We start from the raw sequence: 13,703 nt of genomic DNA, 5'->3' as shown, positions 1-13,703 counted from the left end.
AAAGAAACGATATGGTAGCTTCGTGAATAAGTTAACTGTGTAGGTTGGTATAAATAAACAGTAAACGCGTAAGCCACTCTTTAATACTATTAAAAGGAGAAATCATATAAGTGAGGCTTTTATATAGAATGTGTTTTAAATGAACTTAGAGGTGTCATCCTATTAAACATGAACATTTATACAAAATCTATCTCAAACCTAAATTATTCAATCTAAGTATAAAAAAAGGAATCAAAAAAGCCACAGTAAAACTGTGGCTAAAAATTATTGATTTGCTATTAATCAATTTTTACATTTACTTTTTAATAAATATATTGGTAAAATACCACTTTCCTTCTGCGTTCTGTTCTGCTGAAACATCAAAATCTGTATAGTCACCTTCAATGTTTTCTCGATGACCATCGCTGTTTAACCAAGCATTAACCACAGATTCTGCTGAACTAAAAGCATAAGCTACATTTTCAGAAACATTTATCGCTGATGTATTCTCAATTAAACTGTTTTTACGTTGGAAAAAATTATCGTGAGAAACATTATCAACTTCTACCATATAATCTGTATGTGTGAACGCAACCGACTTTATAACATCGTGGTTATTTAATGGTGTTAGACCTTCAGTAATTCTATGGGCATTAATTAATTCTAAAATTTCAATTTCAATGGCCTTAGCTGATGGTGCCGAAGGCAAAGACATACTATTTATGGTCTCATCTGGAAATTTTTCCGTTGAACATGAGAACGTTAGCAGAGCCACTAATACCATGATAGGCAATAATTTAATTGGTTTCATAAGAGGGTTATTTAGATTTGGGATTACTAAAATAGAGTCCTCTTTATGTAAAAACTGTTAACGATATGTTAAATTCGACAAAACGCATGTATTTTGTCGATTTTTTATGTAAATCATCGATGAAATGCGGTTTCAGAATTCAATTATTAGTATTTGAGCGAAGTTTTTTAGCGCTTCATCGATAATACGAAACTTTGATTAAGGTGACAAACGATCGAGAATCCAATTGTAATCGTCGTCCAAATGAAAGCGTAATCTATCATGAAGTCTATTAGGCCTTCCTTGCCAAAACTCAATTTCTATCGGCTTAACAATTAATCCGCCCCAAAAATCAGGCCTTGGAATTTCCTTACCTTCATATTTTACTTCTAAGTCTTTAAGGCGCTGCTCTAGTACCTCTCTGTTCTCAATCACCTTACTTTGATTAGATACGATTGCACCGAGCTGACTTCCTCTCGGTCTGGATTCAAAATAGCCATCACTAAGATTTTCAGCTATTTTTTCTGCGCAGCCTTTTATGATAATTTGTCGCTCTGCAGCAGGCCAAAAAAAGGAAAGACAAACATTTGGATTATTAAGGATGGCCTTACCTTTTTCGCTATTATAATTAGTATAAAAAATAAAGCCTTCATAGGTATACTTTTTAAGTAAAACTACTCTGCTTTTTGGAAACCCATCCAATCCCAATGTACTTATCGTCATGGCATTCGTTTCTCCTACATTAAAGTTTTCATCGACCTCATGAAACCATTTTTGAAATAATTCCATAGGATTATCACTTACATTGCTTTCAAGTAGTTCTTGTTTCTCGTATGATTTCCTGTAATCTCCTAAGTCTGTATTCATTAGTCTTAATTAAATGATTTTATGCTCCTATTCTTTTTTAGCTTCGAATATTTCCTATAAATTTAAGGAATAATCCCTACTAATGAAATTCACAGACAGCAAATATTCCCAACTACTAGAGTATAAAACCATAGAGTTTTCATTCGGTACAATTTATACCACTAAGCAATTTATTATTTCTGAATTAAATGAAGGCATTCATGTAGATTACGATGTTGCAGGTGAGCTTATTGGCAGATTTACAGAAGAAATAAGAAATGGGGTTAAAATAGGTTATATCGCTAATAGAATCAACTCCTACTCTTTTGACCCTCAATTATGGTTAGATTTCAATAATGAATATGACTTTTTAATTGCTACAGCCATTGTATCATACACCAATTTTAGCTACATAAACTCGAGTATAGAAAAGCATTTTTTTCAAAAAAGTTTAAAACGCTGCCATAGTCTTGAAGAAGCCATTGAGTGGATGTTAAAACTAGAAGAATTTAAATCACAAGTCTAATCGAAATTGAAAGCTTTACCGTCTTGTGCCAGTGACACGGGTTTAAAAACAGTCTCCGCTTCAGTTTTAAACAAACTTAAATTGTCATATCTGGTAGAATAGTGACCCAATATAAGTTGACCTACATTCGCTTTTTTTGCAATTGTTGCGGCTTGTTTGGCCGTTGAATGTTTTGTTGGTGCTGCTAATGCTTCATTTTTTTCTAGAAATGTAGACTCATGATATAAAACATCTACGTCCTTAATGAGAGGAATCATATCCTCATTATAAGCCGTATCACTGCAAAAGGCATAACTTTTTGGGGGTTTAGGATCTGTAGTCACAGATTCATTTTTTATAATATGACCCGCTTTATCAGGCACATCACCACCTTGCTTTAATTTCCTATAATAAGCCACATCGATATCGGCGTTAAGAACAGCATTCATGTCTAATTTACGATCGCCTATCTTTTCTTTGAATAGAAAACCATTGGTATAAATACGATGATCTAATGGAATGGTATGCACTTCAACTTTATCATCTTCATAGATCAAATCTGAGGTTTTTGATGTTAATTCATGAAAGATAAGTTTATAATTCGTCCATGAGTCTGATAATTTCATTTGAAGTGTTATCACTTCTTTTAATCCTTGAGGCGCATAAACGTGTAAATCGGTTTCGCGAGTTAGAAGTCTAAAAGTCGAGATCAAACCGACTAACCCAAAGCAATGATCACCATGCAAATGTGAAATAAAAATATGTTTTATACGGCTAAACTTAATTTTATTGCGTCGCAATTCAACCTGAGTTCCTTCACCACAATCAATAAGAAACATGTTATTTTTTATCTCTAATACCTGGGAAGTAGGATTCGTAGTCGTTCTTGGTGTGGCACTATAACAGCCTAAAATGGTAAGTTTCATAGATGCTAAAATCCTAAGTCGCGCTCAATGTCTTCCATTTCAATGATATCATAGGCTTCCTGAAGTGTTGGAACGACAATAATTTCATCTGGAGTTTCCTCCAGATTTGCTTTATCTGTAACTATAACAAATGAATGCTTTGCTTTTCTATGTGTATTAGATAATTGCAAGAACTCAACGATTTCAAGTAAAGTCACTCGATTTAAAGTGGTCAAACTGATGATAATGTTATTATTTTTATAGCGTTTATATAACACCTCTACTTTTTTTATCAATTCTATAATTGACTCATTTTCTTGAGTAATAATCGTTGTATTTCCGTCTTTATCAAAAATCATATGCTAATGTTTAATTTTGGATGCCAACAAATAAATGACTGCCATTCTTATGGCTACACCATTTTGAACTTGATCTAATATTATCGCCTGATCTGAATCTGCTACATCGCTAGTAATCTCAACGCCACGATTTATAGGCCCAGGATGCATAATAGTAATCTCTTTATCTAAAGAATTCAATAAGGCCTTATTTACGCCGTATTGTTGCGTATACTCTCTAGTAGTGGGGAAATAACTAATATCCATGCGTTCATTTTGTACTCGTAACATATTTGCCACATCACACCAATTTAAAGCTTTTCGCAAATCTGTTTCCACCAGCACCCCCAAGTCTTTAATATATTTTGGCAATAAAGTTTTTGGTCCACACACCATGACATTAGCGCCTTGTAATTGCAAGGCATAGATATTAGAGAGCGCTACTCTACTATGTAAAATATCGCCAACAATAACCACGTTTTTTCCTTTTACTTCACCAAGCCTCTCGCGTATTGAATAACTATCTAGTAATGCCTGTGTAGGGTGTTCATGCGCTCCATCTCCAGCATTAATGATACTGGCATCAACATGTCTTGACAAAAACACACAGGCTCCAGGGTTTGGATGACGCATTACCACCATATCCACTTTCATGGATAAAATATTATTAACTGTATCTATTAATGTTTCCCCTTTTTTCACAGATGATTGCGATGCTGAAAAATTTATCACATCAGCTGACAATCGTTTTTCTGCGAGTTCAAAGGATAATTTAGTGCGCGTGGAGTTTTCAAAGAATAAGTTAGCGATGGTAATATCTCTAAGTGAGGGCACTTTTTTAATTGGTCTATTAATCACCTCTTTGAAATGATCGGCAGTTTCAAAAATCAATTGAATATCTTTCTTATTTAGATATTTAATTCCCAGCAAGTGCTTAACACTTAATTCGCTCATAATTGTTAACTATTTATCAAATATACTGAGTCTTCACCTTCATTTTCGACCCAATTCACTTTTACCTTTTCTTCGTTGATAGCATCTACTTGTCTCCCTCTATAATTTGGCTGAATGGGTAAATGTCTGCTAAAACGGCGATCAATTAAAGTTAATAATTCAATTTCGTTTGGTCTTCCAAAAGACTGTATTGCCGTGAGTGCTGCTCTAATACTGCGACCAGTATATAGCACATCATCAATGAACACAATGTTTTTGTTTTCCACAATAAAATCTATTTCAGTTGTGTTTGCCTCTAAAATCTTTTCTCCTCTTCGGAAATCATCTCTATAGAACGTAATGTCTAAATGCCCCAATTGAATATTCTTGATCTTATACTCGGTTTTTAGCATTTCCGCTAATCGATTAGCTAAAAACTTTCCTCTAGGTTGCAACCCGATGAGAACGGTATTTGTAAAGTCGTTATGATTTTCAATAAGTTGACAAGCCAATCGATGAAGAATGATGTTTAACTCTTTAGCATTAAGTAACACTTTTTGACTCATAGGATGTTCCAAACGGATTTGGTGGACAAAGTTAAGTTAAATAATTAGGGTTTGCAATTCTATAAAATCACATATTGCTAAAGTGACTAAATCAAAATACTTTTTTAAATAATTGACGCACCTTCTATTTCAATATTTACAATGTAAAAACCTGCTTATCCCGATCACAAAAAAAGCCTCTCATTTCTGAAAGGCTCGATGTATAAATAATAAAATTTTACTTTTTTACAAACTTCTTAGTTAATGTCCCTTGAAGCGCATTAATTTTCATAAAATATAAACCACTGTTTAAAGCACTTACATCAATTTGATTGTTGCGTATATTTACAGATATTGACTTCCCTAAGGCATCATAAATTTTCACATCACTAATGGTTATGAATGAAGGAACATTAAGAAAAAGGGTGTCTTCTATCGGATTAGGATAAATACTAATTAGCTCTTGTAAATTATCTTCAACTGACAACAACATACAATCGGCACCAAACAAAAAATTTCCAAATAACTCACCGCTTCCATTTAAACCCTCTAGCTCAATTGCAGTAATGGGTTCATCAGAAATCACTCCAAAAAATGTTTGAGAATTAACAGGTGTATTCACATTAAAAGTATCGATCAATACTCCAGCAACACCAAATACTCTAACAACCGTTGTTGGATCGTTATTTTCCCATATGTCCATTGCTACTGAATACACATCTGGAGAAAAATTAATAATTGTATATTCTGCAAATGTAGTGGCTCCTATTAATGAATCAATATTACCTATCACCCCAGGAGGTATATTAATAATGGTAGTGCTATTGGAAGCTTCAACACTAAAACCAGCAGCTAATTCTCCAGCCACAAAACATCCATCACCTGCACTACTTACGGAAACACCACAATCTGTTATTCCAACTGGACCATTTGTGAAATCTTCAGAACTTAAGGTCGTATCCGAGCAGTTTGCAATAACGGCTGCATTAAAATCACCTAATGTGGTATAGGTTCCTATAATCTGCAGTTGGCTATTTTCACTTATTTCCATAGGAGCTTCGGGATTGTCTGTGTTTGAAATTACAACTGAATTTTCAGTAGAGACGTCTAAATAGCTTGTAGGGTTTTGCGCAAAAGTGAAGTTGCACAGTAAAACAATTAAAATAGTAATTTTTTTCATGTGGTTGGTTTTTAAATTATCGTATTTCAAGTTACAGCAAATATTTGAATTCATTAACAAAAAAAGCCTCTCATTTCTGAGAGGCTTTAAATATTAAAAAATTTCAAGGAATTATTTCTTCCCGTCTAATTTATCTTTAAGCGCTTGTAAAGCTACATTAGCATCGCCTAAAGTAGGTTTTGCTTCTGCTGCCTGAGCTTCTTGCTTTTTAACAGCTGCTTTTACATTTGCCATTTCTTCTTCTTTGAAGATTGCTGTATGTGACGCTACTACACGTTTAAATTCTTTGTTAAATTCAATGATTTTAAACTCTGCAGCTTCACCTTTCTTAAGCTTGCTACCATCTTCTTTTTCTAAGTGACGAGACGGTACAAAAGCAACGATATCTTCATTAAAATTGATAGTCGCACCCTTATCTACGATTTCTGCGATTTCAGCATTATGCGTAGTTCCTAAGGCGAACTCAGTCTCATACTTATCCCATGGATTATCAGTAGTTTGTTTATGACCTAAAGATAATTTACGTCCTTCAACATCTAATTCTAATACTACCACGTCAAGCGTATCACCTACGTTACAGAATTCACTTGGGTGTTTTATTTTCTTAGTCCAAGATAAATCAGAGATATAAATCAATCCATCAATACCTTCTTCTAATTCTACAAATACTCCAAAATTAGTAAAGTTACGTACGATACCAGAGTGCTTTGAAGCTACTGGGTATTTAGATGTAATATCTGTCCATGGATCTGGCGTTAATTGCTTAATCCCAAGAGACATCTTACGATCTTCTCTATCTAAAGTTAAAATAACTGCTTCAATTTCATCTCCGACAGATACAAAATCTTGAGCAGAACGTAAATGTGTTGACCAAGACATTTCACTCACGTGAACTAATCCTTCTACACCTTCTTCTACTTCAACAAATGCACCGTAATCTGCAATTACAACTACTTTACCTTTTACTTTATCACCAACTTTTACAGTATCACCTAAAGCTTCCCAAGGATGTTTACTTAATTGCTTCAGACCTAACTGGATTCTAGACTTATCTTCATCAAAGTCTAAGATCACTACGTTTAATTTCTGGTCTAATTCTACGATTTCATTTGGATGATTAATTCTAGACCAAGATAAATCTGTGATATGAACTAATCCGTCAACTCCACCAAGATCAATAAACACACCGTAAGATGTAATATTCTTAACGATACCTTCTAATACTTGACCTTTTTCTAATTGACTAATGATCTCTTTTTTCTGCTCTTCAATATCAGCTTCGATAAGTGCTTTATGAGAGACCACAATGTTTTTGAATTCGTGATTAATTTTAACCACTTTGAATTCCATTGTTTTATTTACGTACTGGTCGTAATCTCTAATAGGTTTAACATCAATTTGAGAACCTGGCAAGAATGCTTCAATACCAAATACGTCAACGATCATACCACCTTTGGTTCTGCATTTAACAAAACCATTAACGATTTCACCAGTTTCATGAGCATTGTTTACACGATCCCATGCTTTAATTACACGTGCTTTTCTGTGCGATAATACCAACTGACCTGTAGCGTCTTCACGCACATCGATTAATACCTCTACTTTATCACCAACTTTTAAATCTGGATTGTAACGGAACTCATTAAGAGAGATTACACCTTCAGACTTTGCATTGATATCAATGATAGCATCACGATCAGTAAGATGGATTACTTCACCTTCTACGACTTCATCATCTAAGGTATCCACAAAATTTTCAGATACTAATTTTTCAAATTCTTCTAATTGTTTGTCATCGACAGGGTCAATTCCTTCTTCGTAATTGTGCCAATTGAAATCTTCTAAGAATTTTTCTGGGTTTGCCTGAGCCTCAGATACTTGAGGAGCTTCAGTTTTAGGAGCTTCAGTAGTTGCTACTTCAGCTTGTTTTGTTTCTTTTTCAGACATGTGCTGAATTAAAATTTGTATTCTGTGTGATATTTAGAAAGATTTAAGCGCTCACACACAGAAGTGTTATTGTTGTTTATATCGTCCTTTTATCTCTCTATATTCCGCCAAAAGGAGCGCAAAAATACATATTATTTGCATTAAAACAAAATTATTACCTAATTGTATAACTTATTGACTTTCAGAAATTAAAAAACTAAAAAAATGATGTCACCTCGTTTGAGTTTTTGGCACATTAATTGGTATATTTACAATAGTATTAACACTAAATTAAAAACGAATATTATTATGGTAAAATCAAAATACCAAAGCGTATTAGACCTAGGACAAAAATTAAACATCGAAAATGGTGATGTTAAAGAAGAGAATGGTGTTTTAAAGGTTACAGGAACTGCAAAAACACAATATGAAAAGAACCTGATCTGGGATGAAATTAAAGCAGTTGGGGGTGATAGTCCATCAGACATCATGGCAGATATTAAAGTTGCTGATGAGTCTGTATTTCACAGGCATACTGTTAAAAGCGGTGAAACTTTAGGTAAAATTGCAAAACAGTATTATGGTGATGCAATGAAATATAAAGACATATTTGCGGCAAATACGGATATCTTAAAAAATCCAGACCTAATTCATCCAGATCAAGAATTAATCATACCAAATTTATAAATTGGTGGATAAACTTATGAAAGCGACTTTAGGGTCGCTTTTTTTTATGCTTCTAAGTTTATTTTATCTTCTGAAAGTTTAAGTACCAGTTCAAATTGTTCTTGCAGCGTCATATTAGAATTGTCAATTTCAATAGCATCTTTTGCGATGGTTAACGGTGAATCTTCTCGGTTAGAATCGATATAATCACGTGTTTGCACATTAAGTAATACATCCTCATAGCTCACGTCTTCACCACGTTCTATCAGCTCATCGTAACGGCGTTGTGCTCTTTGTTCTGCGGAAGCTGTCATAAATAATTTCAATTCGGCATCGGGAAATACCACAGTGCCAATATCTCGACCGTCCATAACTACACCCTTGTCTTTTCCGAAATTTTGTTGCTGTTTCACCAGTTGTTCTCTTACTTCTGAAACGGTTGCAATTTGGCTAACAAATTGAGAAACTTCAAGCGTTCTTATGGCTTTTTCAACATTTTCACCGTTAAGAAACACTTCTGCAAATCCTAGTTCATGATTAAATTTAAAACTAATCTTTATTTGATCTAATTGGGAGATTAGGCCCTCTTCATCAAAGCAATCGGTCTTAATAAATCCCTTCTGCATAGCGAAATACGTTACTGCGCGATACATTGCGCCTGAATCGACATACACGTAACCTAAAGCTTTCGCGAGCTGTTTAGCTACTGTGCTTTTGCCCGTAGATGAAAATCCGTCAATGGCTATAGTAATTGTATTCATTATCTCAAGTCAATTTGTAATCCGAAGAAACTAGCATTAGAGGCTCCCGAATATCTGGCATGGGTATAACTAAAGCGTAGTTTATTTAACTTTATACCCACTCCAAATGACAATCCTGAAAAATTTCGTTGTTCTAAGATACGTAATTCTTCTGCTCTTCTAAAGTTATAGCCCATTCTAATGTTAAATCCACGGTCCGGAAATAACTCAGCTCCAATAATCGTATGTCTTAATAATTCATTAAAGAAACTAGCTTCTTCTTGAGCTTGATTACCGTCTAGATCTGTTGTTGCTCTTGCCGGATTAGAAAAGCCTACTGGCCAAGTCTGTAAGTTTTCAAATGTCAAGTGCCAACGCAGTGGCATATTTTCTAAGGTTTGTGATAAGCCTAAGTTTATTTCGAGCGGCAACTTTTCATTTAAGCCTGCATAAGTGACAATTTGAGTTCCAAGATTCCTAACAGTCAATGCCGCATGAAAATCTAGGCGTTCATTAATATACATCGCTCCAAAATCGGCTGCAACACCTATAGAATTATAAATTTCAAGCTTTGATGTAATGAGTTTCAAATTGGCACCTATATAAAAATCACTAAATGGAATTTGATAAGCATATCCAGCTGATAAGGCAGCTTCATTTCCTGTAAATGTTCCTGTAGAAACACCATTCAAATCATAGCCATCAAAACTTCCGTAGTTGATGTAAGTCATTCCAATATGCAAGGTCTGTACATGCCTATCCCATGTATAAGCATAGGCAGCTGTACCATAACTAATTCCACCCAAATAACTGGAATAGTTTACAGCTAATTGATTATCCATTTCTGAATTGATAGTTGCCGGATTAAATAATCCGCCAGTAACATCATAATCATAATTAGTGATTACTTTTCCTCCTAAGGCTGCTTGTCTTGGTGAGGCTATAAGATTTAGAAATTGATATGTAGATTCACCACCAACTTGGGCAATCAAAGTTGTTGTCAATAACAGACAAAAAATCGTAGCAATTTTCTTTAGCATATAAGTTTGCAAAGTAACTAAATCTATCTTAAAACGAATGTATGTGTATTTTATTTTTTGAAAAGAATGTTTTCTATTTTAGTCGAAGGATTTGCCCAACCTTAATAAGATTACTTGTTAATCTATTTCGCGCTTTTATAGCTTCAACAGTAGTATTTGCTTTTTTAGCAATACTATATAAGGTGTCTCCTTTTGAAACGGTCCACGTTTCATTATTATACAGAGCGTCAAAATTACTAACTCGTAAAATCTGACCAACTTTGATGAGCGTTGTTTCTAAATTGTTCGCAGTTTTTAATGCCCCTAATGTAGTTTGGTATCGTCTGGATAAGCCGTAAAGTGTTTCGCCTTTTTGAACGGTATGGAAATCAGTAATATTATTTGCAGTCGTGGGTTGCCCTATGTCATAGACCATAGCTGTATTTTTTATTGTAGAGCCCGCAACTTTATGTTTTTCCCGCTCAGATTTCATATCAACTACAGGAATCTGTTTCTCTTTAGACATTAAAACAGAATCCTTTGCAACTTTACTTTGTGCTGTACTTATTGCATTTACTTTTTTAGCATGAATTAAAGTGACTTCACCAGTTACCAGATTAAGTCTAGCTGGTTTACCATCTAATAGTACCTCTTTATAAGTATCCGTTTGGGCAGTAACTCCATAAACAGAAGTTACTACCATTATCACGGATATAAATACTTTAAAGTTTTTTAGCATTCTTAACTTTTTGATTGGTGAGTGCTATGTTTAGAACATCACTCATATCTTTGACATAATGAAATTTGAGTCCTTTCAAATACTCTGCTTTAATTTCATCAATATCGCGTCTATTATCTTCGCAAAGTAAAATCTCTTTAATTTTCGCGCGTTTTGCTGCGAGAATCTTTTCTTTAATTCCTCCAACAGGCAACACTTTTCCTCTTAGAGTAATCTCACCAGTCATTGCTAAACTCTTTTTGACCTTACGTTGTGTAAACAAAGATACTAAAGAAGTTAACATTGTTACACCTGCACTTGGGCCGTCTTTTGGAGTTGCACCTTCTGGAACGTGAATATGGACATTATAATTTTCAAAAACTTTTGGTTCTATTCCAAAATCATCAGCATTCGCCTTAATGTATTCCATAGCGATAGTCGCCGACTCTTTCATCACTTTCCCGAGGTTACCAGTAATTGTTAAATTCCCTTTTCCTTTAGATAAAATAGATTCAATAAACAAAATATCACCACCTACTCTAGTCCACGCTAGACCAGTAACGACACCCGCCACATTATTATTTTCATATTTATCACGTTCTAATCGAGGTGAGCCTAAAACATCCAACACATCCTGATTGGTGACCTTCAGATTGTAATCTTCCTCCATTGCTATGTTCTTGGCGGCATGACGTACCATTTTAGCAATTTGTTTTTCTAATCCACGTACTCCAGACTCTCTTGTATAGCCTTCTACAATCTTTTCGAGTTGTGGCTTTCCAATTTTAAGATGTACATCGGTTAAGCCGTGTTCTTTAAGTTGCTTTGGTAACAAATGACGTTTTGCTATTTCTACTTTTTCTTCAATCGTATACCCAGTAACATTAATGATTTCCATACGATCAATTAATGCTGGTTGAATAGTATTTAAACTATTTGATGTCGCAATAAACATGACCTTTGATAAATCAAATCCCATTTCAAGAAAGTTATCATGAAAGTCACTATTCTGCTCTGGATCTAAAACTTCTAATAAGGCTGAAGATGGATCGCCTTGATGTGAGTTAGATAATTTATCAATTTCATCAAGTACAAATACTGGATTTGATGTTCCTGCTTTTTTCAGACTCTGAATGATTCGTCCTGGCATCGCTCCTATATACGTTTTTCGATGCCCTCTAATTTCGGCCTCATCACGCAATCCTCCTAATGACATACGAACATACTCTCTACCTAAAGCCTCGGCAATAGACTTACCTAATGATGTTTTACCTACGCCAGGAGGACCATATAAACATAAAATTGGTGATTTCATATCATTGCGCAATTTTAAAACCGCAAGATATTCGATGATACGCTTTTTGACATCATCTAAGCCATAATGATCACGATCTAGAATTCGCATCGCACGTTTGAGATCAAATTTATCGTCACTGAACTCGTTCCAGGGTAAATCCAAAAATAGATCCAAATAATTACGCTGTATCGAATACTCAGCCACTTGTGGGTTCATGCGTTGCATTTTAGATAATTCTTTATCAAAATGATCTGAAACATTCTTATCCCATTTTTTCTTCTTGGCTCTTTGACGCATCTCCTCAATTTCTTCACCAGATGAGACTCCTCCACCAAGTTCTTCTTGAATAGTTTTCATCTGTTGGTGCAAGAAATATTCGCGCTGCTGTTGGTTCATGTCGCTTTGAACCTTAGATTGAATATCATTTTTAAGCTCCAATTTCTGAAGTTCAACATTCATAAATTTTAAGGTTGCAAGAGCACGTTCTTTCAAATCATTAATCTCAAGTAATTCTTGCTTTTCTTTAACAGAAAGATTCATGTTAGAAGAGACAAAATTTACCAAGAATGAGTCACTTTCAATATTTTTAATTGCGAAAGAAGCTTCGGTTGGGATATTAGGACTATCCTTTATAATTTGTAGTGAAAGATCTTTTATAGACTCAATAATTGCAGAAAACTCTTCATTATTAACCGCTGGTTTAGCTTCAGGAACATCCTTAACCGAAGCTGTTAAATAAGGGTCTTCGGATATAATATCTTGTATTTCAAATCGTTTCTTTCCTTGAATGATAATGGTCGTATTACCATCAGGCATTTTAAGAACTTTTAAGATTCTTGCAACAGTTCCTTTCTTAAAAACATCCTTTGCTGAAGGATCTTCAACTACTTCGTCTTTTTGAGAGACCACACCAATTACCTTGCTTCCATTATTAGCATCATTGATGAGCTTTATTGATTTATCTCGACCTGCAGTAATTGGAATCACTACTCCTGGAAATAAAACCGTGTTTCGCAAAGGAAGAATAGGCAGTGATTCAGGAAGGAGCTCATTATTTATTTCTGCCTCATCTTCGGGTGTCATTAAAGGAATTAATTCTGAATTTTCATCAAAATCCTGAAATGACAAACTGTCAAGCTTTAAAAAATTAGACTTCGCCATATTATTTTTTTAGTCAATCTGTCATTAAAATGAACAGACTTATAGATTTATAATTCTTTGAAAAACAACTCATATTACTGTATATCAATACTATACAGTCTAAAAGTTATTACATACCTTTATATAATTTCAATAGTTATGCCATTACCTATGAT

The 13,703-nt window shown here is 34.3% G+C and carries 14 protein-coding genes; 2 read left to right on the top strand and 12 right to left on the bottom strand.

What is annotated here, in order from left to right:
- Positions 1-295: 295 nt before the first annotated feature.
- Together BLT57_RS09005 and pdxH are read right to left on the bottom strand one after the other, a co-directional pair.
- Positions 296-790: a CAP domain-containing protein gene (locus tag BLT57_RS09005; RefSeq protein ID WP_091425052.1), complete on the bottom strand. Its 495-nt coding sequence runs from the start codon at positions 788-790 to the stop codon at positions 296-298.
- Positions 791-988: 198 nt separating this feature from the next.
- The gene (gene pdxH / locus BLT57_RS09000; RefSeq protein WP_091425050.1) at positions 989-1,636 is read right to left on the bottom strand and encodes a pyridoxamine 5'-phosphate oxidase; all 648 of its coding nucleotides are present in this window, start codon (positions 1,634-1,636) and stop codon (positions 989-991) included.
- Positions 1,637-1,718: 82 nt separating this feature from the next.
- Between pdxH and BLT57_RS08995 the strand changes: the two genes are divergently transcribed.
- Positions 1,719-2,141 carry a hypothetical protein gene (locus BLT57_RS08995; RefSeq protein ID WP_091425049.1) on the top strand — a complete coding sequence of 141 codons (423 nt, stop codon included), beginning with the start codon at positions 1,719-1,721 and terminating at the stop codon, positions 2,139-2,141.
- Here the strand turns inward: BLT57_RS08995 and BLT57_RS08990 are convergent.
- From BLT57_RS08990 to rpsA, 6 genes are all read right to left on the bottom strand, one after another.
- On the bottom strand, positions 2,138-3,046 hold the full coding sequence (locus tag BLT57_RS08990; protein ID WP_091425047.1) for a ribonuclease Z: 909 nt from the start codon (positions 3,044-3,046) through the stop codon (positions 2,138-2,140). The genes BLT57_RS08995 and BLT57_RS08990 overlap by 4 nt on opposite strands.
- A gap of 5 nt (positions 3,047-3,051) precedes the next feature.
- Positions 3,052-3,384 carry a ribonuclease Z gene (locus BLT57_RS08985; RefSeq protein WP_091425045.1) on the bottom strand — a complete coding sequence of 111 codons (333 nt, stop codon included), beginning with the start codon at positions 3,382-3,384 and terminating at the stop codon, positions 3,052-3,054.
- 3 nt (positions 3,385-3,387) lie between these two features.
- A complete protein-coding gene (locus BLT57_RS08980; protein WP_091425043.1) occupies positions 3,388-4,317 on the bottom strand; it encodes an aspartate carbamoyltransferase catalytic subunit in 930 nt (309 codons plus the stop codon).
- Positions 4,318-4,322: 5 nt separating this feature from the next.
- Positions 4,323-4,862: a bifunctional pyr operon transcriptional regulator/uracil phosphoribosyltransferase PyrR gene (pyrR, locus tag BLT57_RS08975; protein WP_091425041.1), complete on the bottom strand. Its 540-nt coding sequence runs from the start codon at positions 4,860-4,862 to the stop codon at positions 4,323-4,325.
- 217 nt (positions 4,863-5,079) lie between these two features.
- Entirely contained in the window at positions 5,080-6,021 is a 942-nt protein-coding gene (locus BLT57_RS08970) for a T9SS type A sorting domain-containing protein (RefSeq protein ID WP_157717157.1), read from the bottom strand.
- A 111-nt stretch (positions 6,022-6,132) separates the two neighbouring features.
- Entirely contained in the window at positions 6,133-7,968 is a 1,836-nt protein-coding gene (gene rpsA / locus BLT57_RS08965; RefSeq protein ID WP_091425037.1) for a 30S ribosomal protein S1, read from the bottom strand.
- A gap of 288 nt (positions 7,969-8,256) precedes the next feature.
- Here rpsA and BLT57_RS08960 point away from each other — a divergent pair, with 288 nt between their 5' ends.
- Entirely contained in the window at positions 8,257-8,634 is a 378-nt protein-coding gene (locus BLT57_RS08960; RefSeq protein WP_172827442.1) for a LysM peptidoglycan-binding domain-containing protein, read from the top strand.
- A 44-nt stretch (positions 8,635-8,678) separates the two neighbouring features.
- On the opposite strand, the gene cmk is transcribed toward BLT57_RS08960, so the two are convergent.
- The 4 genes from cmk to lon form a co-directional block, all read right to left on the bottom strand.
- Positions 8,679-9,374, bottom strand: coding sequence for a (d)CMP kinase (gene cmk / locus BLT57_RS08955; RefSeq protein ID WP_091425035.1), 696 nt, complete (start codon positions 9,372-9,374; stop codon positions 8,679-8,681).
- Entirely contained in the window at positions 9,374-10,393 is a 1,020-nt protein-coding gene (gene porQ / locus BLT57_RS08950) for a type IX secretion system protein PorQ (RefSeq protein WP_091425033.1), read from the bottom strand. Before porQ ends, cmk begins: the two co-directional genes overlap by 1 nt.
- A gap of 73 nt (positions 10,394-10,466) precedes the next feature.
- Positions 10,467-11,111, bottom strand: a complete 645-nt coding sequence (locus BLT57_RS08945; protein WP_091425031.1) for a LysM peptidoglycan-binding domain-containing protein — start codon at positions 11,109-11,111, stop codon at positions 10,467-10,469.
- Positions 11,095-13,548, bottom strand: coding sequence for an endopeptidase La (lon, locus tag BLT57_RS08940; RefSeq protein ID WP_091425029.1), 2,454 nt, complete (start codon positions 13,546-13,548; stop codon positions 11,095-11,097). Before lon ends, BLT57_RS08945 begins: the two co-directional genes overlap by 17 nt.
- Positions 13,549-13,703 lie beyond the last annotated feature (155 nt).

This window comes from Formosa sp. Hel1_31_208, from assembly GCF_900104785.1.
In the GTDB taxonomy this organism is placed as follows: domain Bacteria; phylum Bacteroidota; class Bacteroidia; order Flavobacteriales; family Flavobacteriaceae; genus Psychroserpens.
The sequence above is the reverse complement of the archived record's forward strand: the minus strand, read 5'-3'. Positions and strand labels throughout refer to the sequence as shown.

Coding starts and splice junctions, on each gene's coding strand:
- BLT57_RS09005 (WP_091425052.1), bottom strand. CDS start 790: ATGAAACCAATTAAATTATTGCCTATCATGGTATTAGTGGCTCTGCTA.
- pdxH (WP_091425050.1), bottom strand. CDS start 1,636: ATGAATACAGACTTAGGAGATTACAGGAAATCATACGAGAAACAAGAA.
- BLT57_RS08995 (WP_091425049.1), top strand. CDS start 1,719: ATGAAATTCACAGACAGCAAATATTCCCAACTACTAGAGTATAAAACC.
- BLT57_RS08990 (WP_091425047.1), bottom strand. CDS start 3,046: ATGAAACTTACCATTTTAGGCTGTTATAGTGCCACACCAAGAACGACT.
- BLT57_RS08985 (WP_091425045.1), bottom strand. CDS start 3,384: ATGATTTTTGATAAAGACGGAAATACAACGATTATTACTCAAGAAAAT.
- BLT57_RS08980 (WP_091425043.1), bottom strand. CDS start 4,317: ATGAGCGAATTAAGTGTTAAGCACTTGCTGGGAATTAAATATCTAAAT.
- pyrR (WP_091425041.1), bottom strand. CDS start 4,862: ATGAGTCAAAAAGTGTTACTTAATGCTAAAGAGTTAAACATCATTCTT.
- BLT57_RS08970 (WP_157717157.1), bottom strand. CDS start 6,021: ATGAAAAAAATTACTATTTTAATTGTTTTACTGTGCAACTTCACTTTT.
- rpsA (WP_091425037.1), bottom strand. CDS start 7,968: ATGTCTGAAAAAGAAACAAAACAAGCTGAAGTAGCAACTACTGAAGCT.
- BLT57_RS08960 (WP_172827442.1), top strand. CDS start 8,257: ATGGTAAAATCAAAATACCAAAGCGTATTAGACCTAGGACAAAAATTA.
- cmk (WP_091425035.1), bottom strand. CDS start 9,374: ATGAATACAATTACTATAGCCATTGACGGATTTTCATCTACGGGCAAA.
- porQ (WP_091425033.1), bottom strand. CDS start 10,393: ATGCTAAAGAAAATTGCTACGATTTTTTGTCTGTTATTGACAACAACT.
- BLT57_RS08945 (WP_091425031.1), bottom strand. CDS start 11,111: ATGCTAAAAAACTTTAAAGTATTTATATCCGTGATAATGGTAGTAACT.
- lon (WP_091425029.1), bottom strand. CDS start 13,548: ATGGCGAAGTCTAATTTTTTAAAGCTTGACAGTTTGTCATTTCAGGAT.